The sequence below is a fragment of the Kitasatospora sp. NPDC004531 genome (assembly GCF_053602195.1).
On the sequence record NZ_JBSGDD010000020.1, the window covers coordinates 73477 to 88778 of the forward strand.

Sequence of the window (15302 nt, forward strand, 5' to 3'; positions counted from 1 at the left end):
CAGAGTGGACGCAGCTGCCCCGTTCCCCGAAGGAGCCGGTGATGACCGGTAGTTCCGAGCCGCACCCCGCCGACGCACCGGACGGGTCGGCGCCGTTCGCCCCCCGCACCGTGTGCACCCTGCGGGCGCTGCTGGACGGCGACCCGGCGGCCACCGGTGCGGGACCGTTGGCGCTGCACACGGTCGGCTGGTCGTGGCACCTGGACGCCGGCGAGCGGGCCGTGCGGGAGGCGCTGCGGGACGGCGCGGTCGGGGCGGACGAGGCGCACGCGCTGGGCCGGGCCGCCGCCCTGCTCGGGGCCGCCGAGGCCGCCGCCGCGCTGGCCGCCCGCAGCGCGCACGTGCTGCCCGCCGAGGCGGACGTCACCCTTCCGGTGGTCTCGGCGCTGGTGCCGGCCCTGGTCGCCGAGGCCACCGGCGCGCTGGGCCGCCCGGCGGCCGTCCGTCCGGGCGGCACGGAGGGCTTCCGCGGCGCGGTGGTGGCCCGATTCCCGTGGCTGGTCAACGGGTTCGCGGCCGAGCTGGTGGACGGCCCGGGCCTGGCCGAGGCGGTCCGGCTGGGCGCCCCCGTCCCGGAGGCGGACGGCGGGGCCGGTCCCCGGGGCGGCTGCAGTCCCGTCCAGGCGCTGCCCCGGCTGGTCGGCGGGCCGGCGCTGGACGGCGCCGGTGCGGAGGTGCAGAGCCTGGCCAAGGCGCTGCTCGAGGCCGGCGACGAGCTGCACCGGCGGATGGCGGAGCTGCCGACCGAGCCGGAGGGCAGCCCGACGGGGCGTGAACTGGCCGCCGCCTACGAGACGTTGTACGCGGCGACGGCCTGCCTGACGCTGTGGGCGGCGGGGACGGCGGTCGGGCCGCTGTGGCTGCGCACCGCGCTGCGCGCCCTGCTGGTCCGGCTGCACCGGCTGCTGCTGGAGCCGCCGCCGGTCCTCGACCCGTACCCGGCGGAGGAGTTGCTGGCCGTCGCGCTCGGCGCGGGGGCGCGGCTGCTCACCTTCCGCACCGCCGACCAGGTCAGTGCGCCGGACGGTACGGCATGACGGTGCGCATCTCGCCGGTGAGCATCGCCTGGTAGGTCCGGGTCAGCAACCGGCCCGGCTCGACGCCGAGTTCGGCGGCGAGCAGGCGCCGCCCGTCCTGGTAGAGCGACATCGCCTCGGCCTGCCGTTCGGAGCGGAACAGCGCCGTCATCAGCAGCGCCCGGAAGCGTTCCCGCATCGGGTGACGGGCGACCAGGCCGGTCAGTTCGGAGATCAGCCGGCGGTGCCGGCCGGTGATCAGGTCGGCCTCGATCCGGGCCTCCAGGGCCGCCAGCCGGGCCTCCTCCAGGCGCGGGCGTTCGGCGAGCGCCAGGTGGTCGGTGACGTCCGCGAGCGCCTCGCCGTGCCAGCGCTCCAGTGCCGCGCGCAGCAGCTCGGCGGCGGCCTCGAAGCGCTGCTCGCGCAGCGCCCGGAAGCCGCTGTGGGACAGTTCGCCGAAGGCGGTGAGGTCGCCGGGCACGTGCCCGGCCTCCAGCCGGTAGCCGGACCGGCTCCGCACCAGGGGCACGTCCGCGCCGACGCGGCGGCGGAGCCGGGAGGCGTAGGTGTGCAGCTGTGCGGCGGCCGTGCCGGGCGGGCGTTCGTCCCAGAGCATCCGGCCGAGGTGCTCGTCCGACACCACCCGGCCCTCGGCCAGCACCAGCGCGGCGAACACCGTCCGCTGCTTGGTGCCGCTCAGGGTGTCCTGCCGGCCGTCGGCCAGCAGGTGGACCGGTCCGAGAATGCGGAACTCCATGCCGTCGCCCCCTCCTCTGCCCGGTGCGGGCCCGTCCGCCGGATCCGCCTGCCCGATCGACGGTAGAAGGGCGCCTCATCACCCCGTTATCGCCTCGATATCGCCGGCCGCGCCGGTCAGTCGTCGGGGTCGGCGGGGTGCGGGCGGGCCAGCAGGAAGGGGAGCAGGCCGCGGTGCAGCAGGGCGGTGCGCCAGGCGGTCCGGGCGGCCGACAGGTCCTGGGCGTGCCGGGGGCCCTCGGGGGGTGCGGCGCTCCGGCGGGCGGCGCTGAACAGCAGGCCGAGCAGGCCGGCCAGGGCGCTGGTGACGGCGGCGGCGACGGTGGTCCAGGCAGCGGTGCGCAGTGCGTCGGCGAGGGCGGCGTGCGGGCGGGACAGGCCGATGACGGCGGCGAGCAGGAAGAACACGGCGGCGGCGCTGCCGGTGACGATCGGCACCACCAGGGCCAGCACGCCGAACCAGCCGGACAGCCGTTCCCCGGGCTCGGCGGCGGGAGCGGCCTGCGGCGGTGCGGCGTCCCGGAGCCGGCGGTAGGCCAGGTACTCGGGTTCGGCGGCGGCCAGGATCTCGGCGGTGCGCTGCCGGGCCAGCGCCCGCAGCCGGGCGTGCCGCGCGCCGTCGCCGGCCAGGGCGGCGCGCACCGCCGGGTCGGCGAGGGCCCGGCCGAGGGCGTACTCGAAGTCGGCGCGGTCCTGCTGGGTGGGGCCGTCGCCGGAGTGCGGGTCCATCGCTGCTGTCCCCCGTGGTGGTCAGGTCGGTTCAGCCGAACGTCAGGTCGGTGCAGGCGTCGTCGGCGGCGGAGCGGGCCTGGCTGACGCTGCTGGGCAGCGGGCCGGTGGGCGGCGGCGGGGCGGCGGTGGCGGTGCCGTGGCCGACGGCGTAGTCGGCGCCGAGGGTGAGGGTGATTCCGGCGCGGGCGCCGGCCTGCAGGGTGGCGCCGGGGAAGAGCGCGGCGACCTTCTCGGCCCCGGCCCGCTCGCCGGGCCCGTACTCGACGAGGGTGGTGGCATGGGCGCGGGAGGCGGCGTTGGCGCGGGCGGTGACGGTGAAGCCGGAGCCCTCCAGCGCTTCGGCGGCCCTGGCGGTCAGCCCGGCGGTGTCGGTGCCGTTGTGGACGGCGACCTTGATGTCGGCCCCGTCCACCGCGGTCGGCGCGGCGGTCGGGCCGGGGCTCGGGCTGTCGGCGGGGCTCGGGCCTGCCGAGGCGTCCTGCCCGTCCAGGGTGCGGTCGGCCTTGAGCGCGGTCCACAGCTGGTCGGTGTCGGGGTGCACCAGGGCGACGCGTTCGCCCTGGTAGCGCCAGGGCACGGTGAGGAACTTGATGTCGTGCAGGTCGATGTCCTTGAGCGACATCGCGAAGTCGACGAGCTTCTGCGCGGAGCCGAGGCCCTCGTCCACGGTGAGCGACCTGGTGGCGGCGTCGGCCAGCGGCAGTAGCGCGACCGGGTTCATGCCCTCCGCCTTGACCTGCTTGATCAGCGAGGAGAGGAAGGCCTGTTGGCGTTTGGTGCGGCCGATGTCGGAGCCGTCGCCGAGGCCGTGCCGGATGCGGACGTAGTCCAGCGCGGCCTGGCCGGAGATCTTCTGGTGGCCCTGGTCGAAGAGCAGCTTGCCGCGGTGGCCGAGGTTCGGGTCGAGGTCGCCCTGGTAGACCGGCTTGGGCAGGCAGACGTCGACGCCGCCGACGGCGCTGGTCATGTCAGCGAAGCCCTGGAAGTTGACCACCATGGTGTGGTCGACGCGCAGGCCGGTGAGCTTCTCCACGGTGTTCTGGGTGCAGGCGGGGTTGCCCTGTTCGGTGTCGCCGACCGAGAAGGCGCTGTTGAACATGGCGCTGGGCTGCGCCTTGGTCCAGTTCTTGTTCGGCAGCAGGCAGGGCGGGACGGCGACCAGCGAGTCGCGCGGGATGGAGACGCCGACGGCGTGCTTGTGGTCGGCGTAGACGTGCAGCAGGATCGCGGTGTCCGAGCGGGCGCCGCCCTCCTGGCCGCCGCCGAGGTCCTTGTTGCCGCCGGAGCGCGAGTCGGAGCCGATCAGCAGCAGGTTGACCGGGACCCGGCCCTGGGCGTCGGCGCCGGCCGCGGCGGGGCGGTCCTTGCTGACGCCGGAGCTGTCGAAGGTGCTCAGGTTGCCGTTGAGCCGGTAGTAGACCAGGCCGCCGCCGGTGACGGCGAGCGCGACGACGCCGGCGGTGGTCCACAGTGCGATCCGGCGGGCCCGGCGGCCGCGCCCGGACCTGGTGGGCCGGGCCCCCGCCCTGCGTGCAGACATGACGCCCCCTTCGCCGTCGGCGTGCGCCGGCCCGAACTTCTACAGAGCTGTAGAGGTTCAGCGAAGCATACAAATGCGGGCAGGTGAAGTCACACCCGGTGCGAGGACGCACGGGTGTGTGGGGGGAGGCGGAGTCAGTGCGTGCGCAGCAGCGCGAGGTGCACGACGGTGACCCGGGCGAGGTCGAGGGCGGCGCCGCGCCGGTGGCGGCGGGCCTCGGCGGACTCGGCGCGCTCGATGGCGGTGCGGCGGGCGTCGTCCTCGGCAGGGGCGTCCACGATGAACAGATGGCTGCCGGAGCGGACTTCGTTGGCGTGCGGAATCTCGACGCACCAGCGGTGGCGGCTCTGGGTGGAGTCCATCGGCCTTCCTCTCCCGGCGCGCGGGCGCCTGCCGCTCCTCCGGGCCCCGATGGGCGACGGAGAGCTGACTCGACCATAGGTATAGGCCAATTCCTCCGTCAAGAGGACAAGTCGCCCATCAAATAATCCGTTCAACGGTGTATATCCGGTCGCTGTCCGCTACCGTTCCCGCCATGACCGCCCCCGCCCACCCGGCGCCCTCGGCCCGCCGCCTGCGCACCCGGGCCACCCTGCTCGCCGTCCTCGGCGAACACGGCACCCTCAGCCGCGCCGAGATCAGCCGGCTCACCGGGCTCTCCCGCTCCGCCGTCAGCAGCGCCGTCAACGACCTGATCGGCGAAGGACTGGCCGGCGAGACCACCGCCGCCACCCCCGCCGGACGCGGCCGCCGCGCCGCCGCCGTCACCCTGCGCCGCGCCCACGCCCTGGTCCTCGCCTTCGACTTCGGGCACACCCACGTCACCGCCGCCGTCGCCGACACCACCGGCGCCGTGCTCGGCGAGGCCACCGCGCACCTCGACGTCGACAACCACCCCCGCGAGGTGCTGGACGCCGCCCGCACCCTCGCCGACCGGGCGCTCGCCGCCGCCGGCCACCCGCTGGACGCGATCACCGCCGTCGCCGCCGGCATCCCCGGCGCCCTCGACACCCGCACCAACGTGGTCCGCGCGCCCTCCACCCTCTCCCAGTGGATCGGCATGGACCCCGCCGCCGAACTCGGCCGGCTCTTCGACCGCCCCGTCACCGTCGGCAACGACGCCGAGATGGGCGCCCGCGGCGAACGCGCCCACAGCGGCGGCCACGCCCTCAACGACCTGATCTACGTCAAGGCCTCCACCGGCATCGGCGCCGGACTGCTGCTCGACGGCCGCATCTACCGGGGCGCCAGCGGCATCTCCGGCGAGATCGGGCACATCCAGCTCCCCGACACCGGCACCTGGTGCCGCTGCGGCAACCGGGGCTGCCTGGAGTCCGTCGCCTCCATCGTCGAGGTCCGCCGCCGCCTCGCCCACGTCCTCGCCCCCGGTGCCCGGGTCGAACTGCCGCCGCTCGCCGAACTCGCCGACACCCCCGCCGCCGCCCGCGTCATCGGCGAGGCCGGCCGCACCATCGGACGGGTGCTCGCCGACCTGGTCAACTGCCTCAACCCCGCCGCCATCGTGATCGGCGGCGAACTCGGCCTGGCCGGAGGGCCGTTGATCACCGGCATCCGGGAATCCGTGGACCGCTACGCGCAGCCCGCCGTCGCCGAGGCCGTCGAGATCCGCGCCAGCCGGCTCGGCCTGCGCTCCGAGCTCTACGGAGCGATCGACGCCGCGGTGAGCGCCGCCGTGGCTCAGCAACCGCGGGCCCGCTCCGCCAGGTAGCGGCGCTCCGGCACACTCGGCGCCAGCGCGGACGCCCGCCGGAACGCCTCCGCCGCCTGCCCCGCCGCACCGGTGCGGGCCAGCAGCTCGGCCCGCACCGCGAAGAAGCGGTGGTGGCGGCCCAACGGCTTCTCCAGCGCGTCCAGTTCCTTCAGTGCCGGCTCCGGCCCGTGCACCTCCGCGAGCGCCACCACCCGGCCCAGCTCCGGCATCGGACCGGGCGCCACCCGCACCAGCAGGTCGTACAGCGCCAGGATCTGCGGCCAGTCGGTGGCCGCCACGTCCGGCGCCTCGTCGTGCAGCGCCGCGATCGCCGCCTGCAACTGGTACGGTCCCACCCGGCCGTGCGGCAGCGCCCGCTCCACCAGCGCCACCCCCTCGGCGATCGCCGCCGCGTCCCAGCGCGAGCGGTCCTGCTCGGCCAGCGGCACCAGCTCGCCGGCCGGGCCGGTGCGCGACGGCCGCCGGGCGTCGGTGAGCAGCATCAGCGCCAGCAGGCCCATCACCTCGGCGTCCGCGGGCACCGAGCGGTGCAGCATCCTGGTCAGCCGGATCGCCTCGTCGGACAGCCGGGGGGACGTCAGATCCTCGCCGGAGGTGGCCGTGTAGCCCTCGTTGAACACCAGGTACAGCACCTGCAGCACCTCGCGCAGCCGCGCCACCGCCTCGCCCGGCTCCGGCAGCGCGAACCGCAGGCCCGAGGCGCGGATGGTCTGCTTCGCCCGGCTGATCCGCTGCGCCATCGTCGCCTCCGGCACCAGGAACGCCGCCGCGATCTGCGCCGTGCTCAGGCCGCCGACCGCGCGCAGCGTCAGCGCGATCCGGCTGGGCGCGGTCAGCGCCGGGTGGCAGCACAGGAACAGCAGCGCCAGCGAGTCGTCCCGGTCGGCGGCCGGGTCGGCGTCGGCGGGGCGGCCGAGCAGCTCCGACTGCGGCGTCGCCAGGAACAGCCGCTCCTCGCGCTCGCGCCGGGCCCGGTCGGCGCGCACCAGGTCCACCAGCCGGCGGGAGGCCACCGTGACCAGCCAGCCGCGCGGGTTGTCCGGCCGGCCCTGCCGCGGCCACTGGGCGGCGGCCGCCAGCAGCGCCTCCTGCACCGCGTCCTCGCAGCTGTCGAACGCGCCGGGGTGGCGGTGCAGCAGCGCCGCCAGGACCTGCGGCGCGAGGGTGCGCAGCAGGCCCTGGTCGGCGGCCGTCGGTCCGCTCACGCGGCCGGGTCGTCCATCGGCGTCTCGTGCAGGACCGGCCACAGCTCCACCGGCTCCCGGTCGGCCCACGGCATGTCGGCGGCGATCTCCAGCGCCCGCTGCTCGCTCTCGCAGTCCAGCAGGTAGAAGCTCGCCATGTACTCCTTGGTCTCCAGGTAGGGACCGTCGCTGACGGCGGGCAGCCCGTCCTGGCGGCGCACCAGCCGGCTGGCGGCCGCGTCGCCGAGGCCGTACGCGCCGATCAGCTCCCCGGTCTCGCGGTAGCGCGCGTTGAACGCGTCCTGCTGGGCGATCGCCTCCGGCCACTCCTCGGCCGAGACGGACGCCCACTTCTCCTGGTTGCCGTAGGTCATCAGCAGGTACTTCACGGGGACCACGTCCTCATCTGTCCGTCGGGTGCTCCTGTCCGGTGGTCGGAGCGGGCCGGGCGGTTCTCTACATGCTCGCCGAACCCGCTCGTCGGCGGGTCGGCGGAGCGGCGCAGCGGCGGTCAGGAGGCCGGCGGGGTCCAGATGTACGGCGTGGTGGTGGTGACGGCGTGCATGCCGAGGCGGCGCAGGATCGGGGCGCTGTCGGGGGAGGCGTCCACCTGGAGGTAGCGGATGCCGTGGTCGAGGGCCCAGCGGGCGCGGTGCGCGACCAGCGAGCGGTAGATGCCGCGGCCGCGCCAGGCGGCGAGGGTGGAGCCGCCCCACAGGCCGCCGAACTCGGTGCCGGGGGTGCGGCTCAGCCAGGCGGCGGAGACCACCTCGGGGGTGCTGGTGTCGGTCTCGGCGACCATCACCAGGAAGCCCTCGGGGTCGGCGGCGGCGTTCTCGGTCAGGTCGCCGATCAGCATGCTCCAGTCGCCGCCCCAGACCTCGGCCTGCAGCGCGGCGATCCGCCGCATGTCGGTGCGGGCGGTGACCCGGCGCAGCGTGATGCCCTCGGGCGCGGGGGTGGGGGTGGCGAGCTCGGCGGCCAGGCCGACCAGGACGGTCTCCGGATCCTCGGCGACGAAGCCGGCGGCGGTGAGGCGTTCGGGCAGGTCGGCGGGCAGGTCGTGGCCGCGGGTCTTCCACTCGACGGCCTCGCCGCGGGCGGCGAAGAAGTCCCGCTGGCGGGCGATCAGCCGGTCGAGCTCCTCGCCGCGCAGGCCGAGGTCGGCGGTGGGGGAGGTGAGGAAGCCGCGGAAGCCGCCGTACTTGCGCAGCAGCGGCCCGTCGGCCTGCCGGGTCTCGCCTTCGCGGGCCGGGCCGAGGCCGCGCAGATGTTCGTCGTAGGCCGCGAGCAGGGCCGTGGTCAGGTCGGTCACCAGGCGAGGGTAGTGGATCTTGGCAAGCGCTTTCCGGCCATTTCTCCTTCCCGCCGGTGGCGTTGACGTCGGGGTGAAGGTCTAGCGTCGTGGCCATGCGGATCGGCGAGCTGGCCCAGCGGGCGGGGACCACCACCAGGGCGCTGCGGTATTACGAGTCGCGGGGGCTGCTGCCCGCGCGGCGCGGGGGGAACGGGTACCGGGCGTACGACGAGGAGGATCTGCGGCTGCTGCGGCAGATCCGGGTGCTGCAGGACTTCGGGTTCGAGCTGGAGGAGACCCGGCCGTTCGTGGAGTGCCTGCGGGCCGGCCATCCGGCCGGGGACTCCTGCCCGGCCTCGCTGGAGGTGTACCGGGCCAAGCTGGCCGAACTCGACGCCATGGTGGCCCGGTTGTGCGAGGTCCGGGACACCGTGGCGGCCCAGCTGGCGCAGGCCGAGGCGGCCCGCGACGCGCTGGCGGCGGCGGACCAGGAGCCGCGCTGCGAGCTGGTCCGCGACGACGACTGACGTATCGGGAGGAGATCCGATGAGTGGTGTGCGCAGTGTGACCGACCAGGACTTCGCGAGCGAGGTGCTGGAGGCCCCGGGCCCGGTGCTGGTGGAGTTCACCGCCGACTGGTGCCCGCCGTGCCGGCAGCTGGCACCGGTGCTGGCCGAGGTGGCCGAGGAGCAGGCCGGCAAGTTGAAGATCGTCGCCCTGGACGTGGACCGGAACCCGGAGACCCAGGCGGCGTACGGCGTCCTGTCGATGCCCACCCTGATGGTGTTCCGGGGCGGCGAGCCGGTCCGCTCGATGGTCGGGGCGCGCGCCAAGGCCCGGCTGCTGCGGGAGCTCGACGACCTGCTGTAGGCGGGTGAGGTGTGTCACGGGGCGGGGGCGCCAGGCTCCTTGCGTTGTAAAGTGCAACTAGATATTAGTTGTACTTGTCAACCATGGAGTCAGAGATGTCCTCGCTGCCAGCGGGCTCCCGCCCCGCCCTGCGGCACGTCCTCACCCACCTGGTCACACCGCTGCTGATGTGCCTCGGCATGGGCGTCGCGTACCTGTCCGCCTTCCACGCCCCCGCTCCCCACGGCCTGCCGGTCGCCGTGGTCGGCCAGGGCCCGCAGACCCAGGCGCTCGCGCAGACGCTCAAGGACCGGACGGGCGACGCCCTGGACGTCACCACCGCGGCCGACGCCGACGCGGCCCGCGCCCGGCTGCTCGACCGCGACCTGGTCGCCGCGTACGTGCCGGGCGGCGACACGCCGACCCTGCTGGTCGCCACCGCCGACTCGGAGACCTCGGCGAGCGCCGCCGAGAAGGTGTTCACCGCGGTCGCCGCCCAGCAGGGCAAGCCGCTGGCCGTCCAGGAACTGACCCCGCTGCCGGCCGGCGACCCGACCGGGCAGGGCCTGTTCTTCCTGCTGGTGGCGCTGAGCATCGGCTCCTACGGCTCCGTCGCGGTGCTCGGCGCGGCCGGCGCGGCGCTGACGACGCGGATCCGGGCGCTGCTCGGCCTCGGCGTGGCGCTGGTGGTCAGCCTGATCGGCGCGGCGCTGGCCGGGCCGGTGTTCCACCTGGTCGACCACGGCCTGCTCGGCGTCTGGGCGATGAGCTGGCTGTACTCGGCGGGCATCGTCGCGATCGGCACCGCCCTGCACACCTTCCTCGGCCGGTGGACCACGCTGACCATGATGGCGCTGTTCGTGATGCTCAACTTCACCAGCTCCGGCGGCATCTTCCAGCCCGAGCTGCAGAACGGCTTCTACGGCGCCCTGCACTCCTTCTGGAACGGCGCGGGCTTCCTGGAGGGCGTCCGCGACCACGTGTACTTCGGCGGCCGGGCCGGGCTCGGCGGCCACGTCGCCACCCTGTTCGGCTGGCTCGCGGCCGGCGCGGCGCTGCTCCTGCTCGCCGCCCGCGCCGAGCGCGCCCGGGCCCTCGCCGCCGCTCACTCCCCGGCCGCCGGCGAGTCGGCCGGGGAGCCGGCGGAGGAGGAGATGGAGGAGGCGGTCGGCGTCTGAGGACGGCTGCCCCTACCGTGGGTCGCGACACCGCACGACGAAGGAGCCACCGCCATGCCCGACCGCGACGCCGCGCTGGAGACCATTCAGCGCGAGCTCACCGCGTTCGCCCGCCGGGCCCGCCACAAGGCGGCCCAGCTGCACCCCGAGCTGTCGCTGGTCACGTACAGCATGCTCGACCTGGTCAACGAACGCGGCTCCTGCCGGGCGGCGGACCTGGCGGCGCACTTCATGCTCGACAAGTCCACCGTCAGCCGCCAGGTCGGTTCGCTGGAGCGGCTGGGGCTGCTGGCCCGGCGGGCCGACCCGGACGACCAGCGCGGGCAGCTGCTGCACCTGACCGACGCGGGCGAGCGGCTGCTCGCGGACGCGTACGAGCAGCGGCGGCGGATCTTCACCGACCGCTTCACCTCCTGGGACGACGAGGACCTGGACCGGTTCGCCGACTACCTGGTCCGCTACAGCGAATCCGAGTAGCGGAAGCGACTTGACCCTCACGCGGCGTGAGGCCGGAGGCTGGTGCGCAGCGGGAAGGGAAGGAGGGGAACGCGATGGACGGATACACGGTCGGGCAGCTCGCCCGGCTCGCCGGAGTGACGGTGCGCGCCCTGCACCACTACGACGAGATCGGCCTGCTGTCGCCCGGCGGCCGCACCCCGGCCGGCTACCGGCGGTACACCGACGCCGAGTTGGACCGGTTGCAGCAGATCCTGTTCTATCGCGAACTCGGCTTCCCGCTGGAGGAGATCGCGGCGATCCTGGACGACCGCTCGGTCGGCCCGACCGAGCACCTGCGCCGGCAGCGCGAGCTGATCGGCGACCGGATCCGGAAGTTGGAGGACCTCGCCGCGGCGGTCGAACGAGCGATGGAGGCAAGGACGTTGGGAATTCAGCTGACCCCTGAGGAGAAGTTCGAGGTGTTCGGCAAGGACTACCAGGAGAACTGGGAGGACGAGGCCGAGCAGCGCTGGGGCGACACCGACGCCTGGAAGCAGTCCCGGCAGCGGACCGCCAGGTACACCAAGGCGGACTGGGAGCGGATCAAGGAGGAGGCGGACGCGATCAACGAGGCGCTGGTGGCGGCGTTCACGGCCGGCGCGGCCCCGGACAGCCCGGAGGCGATGGCCGCCGCCGAGCAGCACCGGGCGCACATCGGCCTGAACTTCTACGAGTGCGCCCCGCAGATGCACCGCTGCCTGGGCGACATGTACGTCGCCGACGCGCGGTTCACCGCCACCTACGAGCAGCTCGCCCCGGGCCTCGCCGGGTGGCTGCGGGACGCGATCCACGCCAACGCGGACCGGTTGGAGCAGTCCTGACGCCGCCTCAGGCGGCCGGTCCGAAGGTGCGCCGGTAGGCGGTCGGCGAGGTGCGCATGGTGCGGCCGAAGTGGTGGCGGAAGGTCGCCGCCGACTCGAAGCCCACCGCTGCGGCGATCTCCTCGACGCTGCCTTCCGGCGACTCCAGCAGCGGCAGGCTGGCCGCGATCCGCTGGATCGCCACCCACCGCATCGGGCTGACCCCGTTGCGGGCGGTGAAGTGCCGCAGGTACGAGCGGTCGGACATGCCGGCCGCCCGGGCCAGCAGCGGCACGGTCAGCGGCCGGGCGAGGTGGTCCAGCGCCCAGCGCATCGAGCGGGCCACCCCGTCCTCGGGCTCGTCCACCGGCCGCACCGTCGCCTCGACGTACTGCGCCTGCCCGCCGTCGCGGTGCGGCGGGGCGACGAAGCGGCGGGCGACGGTGTTGGCGACCTTGGCGCCGTGGTCCTGCCGGACCAGGTGCAGGCACAGGTCGATGCCGGCGGCGCTGCCCGCGCTGGTCAGCACCTGGCCGTTGTCCACGTAGAGCACGTCCGGGTCGACCCGGACCCGGGGGTGGCGGCGGCGCAGTTCCTCGGCCCACCGCCAGTGCGTGGTGGCGGGCAGGTCGTCGAGCAGTCCGGCGGCGGCCAGTGCGAAGGCGCCGGAGCAGATCGACACCACCCGGGCGCCCCGGGCGTGCGCGGTGCGCAGCGCGGCGACCACGGCGGGCGGCACGTCGCCGTACGGGTCGGGCACGCCGACCACCACGGCGGTGTCGGCGGCGGCGAGTTCCTCCAGGCCGTGCCGGGGCGTCAGGGTGAACCCGCCGACCGCCTCCAGCGGGTGTCCGGGCCGCTCCGCGCACACCCGGACGTCGTACCAGGGGGCGGCCAGCAGCCCGGCGAGTTCGGGGCGGGCGAGGGCGAACACCTCGACCACCACGCCGAGTTCGAACGGCGCCATGCCCGCGAAGGCGTACACGGCGACGGTGTGGACGGGCGCCGGGCGCTTTCCGATGGTGACGGGAACGGGCTCGGCCATGGGGTGCTCCAGGTGCGGCCGGTGGGGGGTTCGCGGCGAGTGTAGCGGCCCGTGCCGGAAAACCTTTGGAACTGAGCCGCGACCGCCCGCGAGGATGGAGGCGTCAGCACGCGGGGGCAGCGCCTTCCGCGGCCACCCCACCCCCTTTTCCGGAGAGCAGCCATGTCCGCACCCGGCCGTGTCCGTTTCGAGAAGAATGTCACCGTCGCCGCCCGCTCCGGCTGGGGCCGTCGGCACTGAGCGCGCCGAAGCCCCCGCCGGCAGACCGGAACGGGGGCTTCGGCGCTGCTGTGTCAGCCGTTCAGCGAGGCCATCCAGGCCTCCACCTCGTCGGCCCGCCGCGGCAGGCCGACCGACAGGTTCTCGTTGCCGTCGGCGGTGACCAGGATGTCGTCCTCGATGCGGACGCCGATGCCGCGGTACTCCTCGGGGACGGTCAGGTCGTCGGCCTGGAAGTACAGGCCGGGCTCGACGGTCAGCACGATGCCGGGCTCCAGCACCGCGTCCACGTAGTTCTCGCGGCGGGCGTGCGCGCAGTCGTGGACGTCCAGGCCGAGCATGTGGCCGGTGCCGTGCAGGGTCCAGCGGCGCTGCAGGCCGAGCTCCAGGACCTTGTCCACGTCGTACACCGAGGCGTCGATCAGGCCCCACTCCAGCAGGCGCTCGGCGAGCACCCGCTGCGCGGCGTCGTGGAAGTCGCGGAACCGGCCGCCGGGCTTGACCGCGGCGATGCCGGCCTCCTGGGCGTCGTACACCGCGTCGTAGATCTTGCGCTGCAGCGGCGTGAAGGTGCCGTTGATCGGCAGGGTGCGGGTGACGTCGGCGGTGTAGAGGGTGCTGGTCTCCACGCCGGCGTCCAGCAGCAGCAGCTCGCCCGGGCGGACGTCACCGTCGTTGCGCACCCAGTGCAGGGTGGTGGCGTGCGGGCCGGCGGCGGCGATGGTGCCGTAGCCGACGTCGTTGCCCTCGACGCGGGCGCGGCGCCAGAAGGTGCCCTCGATCCAGCGCTCGGAGGTGGCGACGGCGCGGTCGAGCTCGCGGACCACGTCGGTGAAGCCGTTGACGGTGGCGTTGCAGGCGGCGCGCAGCTCGCCGATCTCCCACTCGTCCTTGACCAGGCGCAGCCCGGACAGGAACACCTTCAGCTCGCCGTCCTTCTCCTCGTCGAGCTGCTCGGCGAGGGCGGCCTCCAGACCGGCGTCGTAGCCGCGCACCAGGCGGGTCGGGACGGTGACGGCGGCGAGCTCCTCGGCGGCCTTGCGGACGTCGCGGACCGGCAGGCCGTACAGCTGGGCGGCCTCGGTGAGGGAGTGGCGGCGGCCGACCCACAGCTCGCCCTGGCCGCTGAGCCAGAACTCGCCGTTCTCCCGGTCGGAGCGCGGCAGCAGGTACAGCGCGAACTCGTGGCCGCCCTCGACCGGCTCGCCGACCAGCACCGCGTCCTCGGTCTGGTTGCCGGTCAGGTGCACGTACTCGCTGGCGGCGCGGAACGCGTACTCGGTGTCGTTGGACCGGGTGCGCAGGTTGCCCGCGGGGACGACCAGCCGCTCGCCGGGGAACGCGGCGGACAGCTTGGCGCGGCGCTCGGCCGCGTACGGGGCCTGGGCGACGGGCTGCAGGCCGTGCAGCTCGGTGTCGGCCCAGCCGGAGCGCATGGACGCGGTGAGCTCCTCGGAGATCTCGCCGTACAGGCCGTTCTTGCGGCTCTTGATCGGCTTGTCCTCCTCGCCCTCGGCGGTCCCTTCGGGGTTCTCGGACACCGCCGGGCTGCGGTCCTCGGTCACGTACGTCGCCTCCTCGCGCTGGTACCGCCCCGCACTCCCCGGGTCGCGGGGCGCGTGGGCGGACGTCGCCCCCATGGTACGTAGCGCCGTTCGGGTGAAGAAAGCCCCTTCGAGCTGCGGTGGGGCTTACTCGAAGCCGCGACGGGCCTCACTCGAAGCGTGCCGCCAGCAGCACCAGGTCGTCCTCGCCGGGGCTCTCGCCGCCGGCCCGGTCCAGCAGGTGGTCGCAGAGCAGCTCCGGGTCCAGCCGGACGTCCCGGGGGGCGTCGGCGGCGACCCGGCGCAGCGCGGACTGCCCGGCGTGCAGGTTGGGCCCGAAGCGGCGGGCCAGGCCCTCGGTGTACAGCACCAGCAGGTCGCCGCGCTCCGCGGTGAGCTCCACGCCGGGGGCCTCCCAGCAGCTGAGCATGCCCAGCGGCGCGGACAGCGAGGTCTCCACGAAGTTCGCGCCGTAGCGGGTGAGCAGCACCGGCGGGCAGTTCGCGGCGCCGGCCAGCGCGATCCGCCGCTCGGCCGGGTCGACGTTGGCGTACACGGCGGTGGCGGAGCGGGTCGGCTCGGTGGTCTTCAGCAGCAGTTCGAGGTCGCCGAGCACGGAGACCGGGTCCTCGCCCTCCAGCACGGCGTAGGCGCGCAGCGCGGCCCGCACCCGGCCCATCGCGGCGGCCGCGCCGAGGCCCGCGCCCGGTCCGGCGCCGGGGCCGCCGCCGAGCACGCTGCCGACGGTCAGCGCCAGGGTGTCGTCGGGCAGTGGGACGGCGTCGTACCAGTCGCTGCCGGCGGAGTGCTCCAGGGCGGCGGGCACGCAGCGGGCGGCGATCCGCAGGCCGGGCCGGACCGGCAGGTGGTCGGGCAGCAGCGAGCGGCGCAGCGCGGCGGTGGCGGCGGGGG

Annotated in this window: 17 protein-coding genes; 7 read left to right on the forward strand and 10 right to left on the reverse strand. The window is 74.8% G+C overall.

Translation table 11 applies throughout. From position 1 onward, the window contains the following. Nucleotides 1-41 precede the first annotated feature (41 nt). Nucleotides 42-1037 (forward strand): hypothetical protein, encoded by a 996-nt coding sequence (locus tag ACWEMJ_RS11920; protein ID WP_452136866.1) that lies wholly within the window; start codon nt 42-44, stop codon nt 1035-1037. Here the strand turns inward: ACWEMJ_RS11920 and ACWEMJ_RS11925 are convergent. The 4 genes from ACWEMJ_RS11925 to ACWEMJ_RS11940 form a co-directional block, all read right to left on the reverse strand. After that, the gene (locus ACWEMJ_RS11925) at nt 1012-1773 is read right to left on the reverse strand and encodes an AfsR/SARP family transcriptional regulator (RefSeq protein ID WP_452136867.1); all 762 of its coding nucleotides are present in this window, start codon (nt 1771-1773) and stop codon (nt 1012-1014) included. The two genes, ACWEMJ_RS11920 and ACWEMJ_RS11925, sit on opposite strands and share 26 nt — an antisense overlap. Nucleotides 1774-1889: 116 nt before the next feature. Beyond that, the gene (locus ACWEMJ_RS11930) at nt 1890-2501 is read right to left on the reverse strand and encodes a hypothetical protein (RefSeq protein ID WP_452136868.1); all 612 of its coding nucleotides are present in this window, start codon (nt 2499-2501) and stop codon (nt 1890-1892) included. Nucleotides 2502-2532: 31 nt separating this feature from the next. After that, on the reverse strand, nt 2533-4044 hold the full coding sequence (locus ACWEMJ_RS11935) for an LCP family protein (protein WP_452136869.1): 1512 nt from the start codon (nt 4042-4044) through the stop codon (nt 2533-2535). Nucleotides 4045-4178: 134 nt separating this feature from the next. Then, nucleotides 4179-4406: a hypothetical protein gene (locus ACWEMJ_RS11940; RefSeq protein ID WP_452136870.1), complete on the reverse strand. Its 228-nt coding sequence runs from the start codon at nt 4404-4406 to the stop codon at nt 4179-4181. Nucleotides 4407-4579: 173 nt separating this feature from the next. Between ACWEMJ_RS11940 and ACWEMJ_RS11945 the strand changes: the two genes are divergently transcribed. Continuing rightward, a complete protein-coding gene (locus tag ACWEMJ_RS11945; RefSeq protein ID WP_452136871.1) occupies nt 4580-5773 on the forward strand; it encodes an ROK family transcriptional regulator in 1194 nt (397 codons plus the stop codon). Here ACWEMJ_RS11945 and ACWEMJ_RS11950 read toward each other — a convergent pair. The 3 genes from ACWEMJ_RS11950 to ACWEMJ_RS11960 form a co-directional block, all read right to left on the reverse strand. Continuing rightward, nucleotides 5743-6981 carry an RNA polymerase sigma factor gene (locus tag ACWEMJ_RS11950; RefSeq protein WP_452136872.1) on the reverse strand — a complete coding sequence of 413 codons (1239 nt, stop codon included), beginning with the start codon at nt 6979-6981 and terminating at the stop codon, nt 5743-5745. The two genes, ACWEMJ_RS11945 and ACWEMJ_RS11950, sit on opposite strands and share 31 nt — an antisense overlap. Next, nucleotides 6978-7349: a YciI family protein gene (locus ACWEMJ_RS11955; protein ID WP_452136873.1), complete on the reverse strand. Its 372-nt coding sequence runs from the start codon at nt 7347-7349 to the stop codon at nt 6978-6980. The genes ACWEMJ_RS11950 and ACWEMJ_RS11955 overlap by 4 nt, the downstream gene beginning before the upstream one ends. 122 nt (nt 7350-7471) lie before the next feature. After that, nucleotides 7472-8275 (reverse strand): GNAT family N-acetyltransferase, encoded by an 804-nt coding sequence (locus ACWEMJ_RS11960; protein WP_452136874.1) that lies wholly within the window; start codon nt 8273-8275, stop codon nt 7472-7474. Between the two features lie 95 nt (nt 8276-8370). Between ACWEMJ_RS11960 and ACWEMJ_RS11965 the strand changes: the two genes are divergently transcribed. The 5 genes from ACWEMJ_RS11965 to ACWEMJ_RS11985 all read left to right on the forward strand — a co-directional run bounded on the left by ACWEMJ_RS11965 (nt 8371) and on the right by ACWEMJ_RS11985 (nt 11603). Then, nucleotides 8371-8784, forward strand: coding sequence for a MerR family transcriptional regulator (locus ACWEMJ_RS11965; RefSeq protein WP_452136875.1), 414 nt, complete (start codon nt 8371-8373; stop codon nt 8782-8784). Nucleotides 8785-8803: 19 nt separating this feature from the next. Continuing rightward, nucleotides 8804-9127: a thioredoxin gene (trxA, locus tag ACWEMJ_RS11970; protein ID WP_452136876.1), complete on the forward strand. Its 324-nt coding sequence runs from the start codon at nt 8804-8806 to the stop codon at nt 9125-9127. Nucleotides 9128-9222: 95 nt separating this feature from the next. After that, entirely contained in the window at nt 9223-10284 is a 1062-nt protein-coding gene (locus tag ACWEMJ_RS11975) for a hypothetical protein (RefSeq protein ID WP_452136877.1), read from the forward strand. Nucleotides 10285-10338: 54 nt separating this feature from the next. Beyond that, nucleotides 10339-10761: a MarR family winged helix-turn-helix transcriptional regulator gene (locus ACWEMJ_RS11980; RefSeq protein ID WP_452136878.1), complete on the forward strand. Its 423-nt coding sequence runs from the start codon at nt 10339-10341 to the stop codon at nt 10759-10761. Nucleotides 10762-10835: 74 nt separating this feature from the next. Beyond that, nucleotides 10836-11603 (forward strand): MerR family transcriptional regulator, encoded by a 768-nt coding sequence (locus ACWEMJ_RS11985; RefSeq protein WP_452136879.1) that lies wholly within the window; start codon nt 10836-10838, stop codon nt 11601-11603. Between the two features lie 7 nt (nt 11604-11610). On the opposite strand, the gene ACWEMJ_RS11990 is transcribed toward ACWEMJ_RS11985, so the two are convergent. From ACWEMJ_RS11990 to ACWEMJ_RS12000, 3 genes are all read right to left on the reverse strand, one after another. Next, the gene (locus ACWEMJ_RS11990) at nt 11611-12627 is read right to left on the reverse strand and encodes a helix-turn-helix domain-containing protein (protein ID WP_452136880.1); all 1017 of its coding nucleotides are present in this window, start codon (nt 12625-12627) and stop codon (nt 11611-11613) included. A 293-nt stretch (nt 12628-12920) separates the two neighbouring features. After that, complete coding sequence (locus ACWEMJ_RS11995) at nt 12921-14411, reverse strand: aminopeptidase P family protein (protein ID WP_452136884.1); 1491 nt, start codon at nt 14409-14411, stop codon at nt 12921-12923. A gap of 148 nt (nt 14412-14559) precedes the next feature. Continuing rightward, a partial coding sequence (locus tag ACWEMJ_RS12000) for a PP2C family protein-serine/threonine phosphatase (protein ID WP_452136881.1) occupies nt 14560-15302 on the reverse strand: 743 nt, incomplete at its 5' end.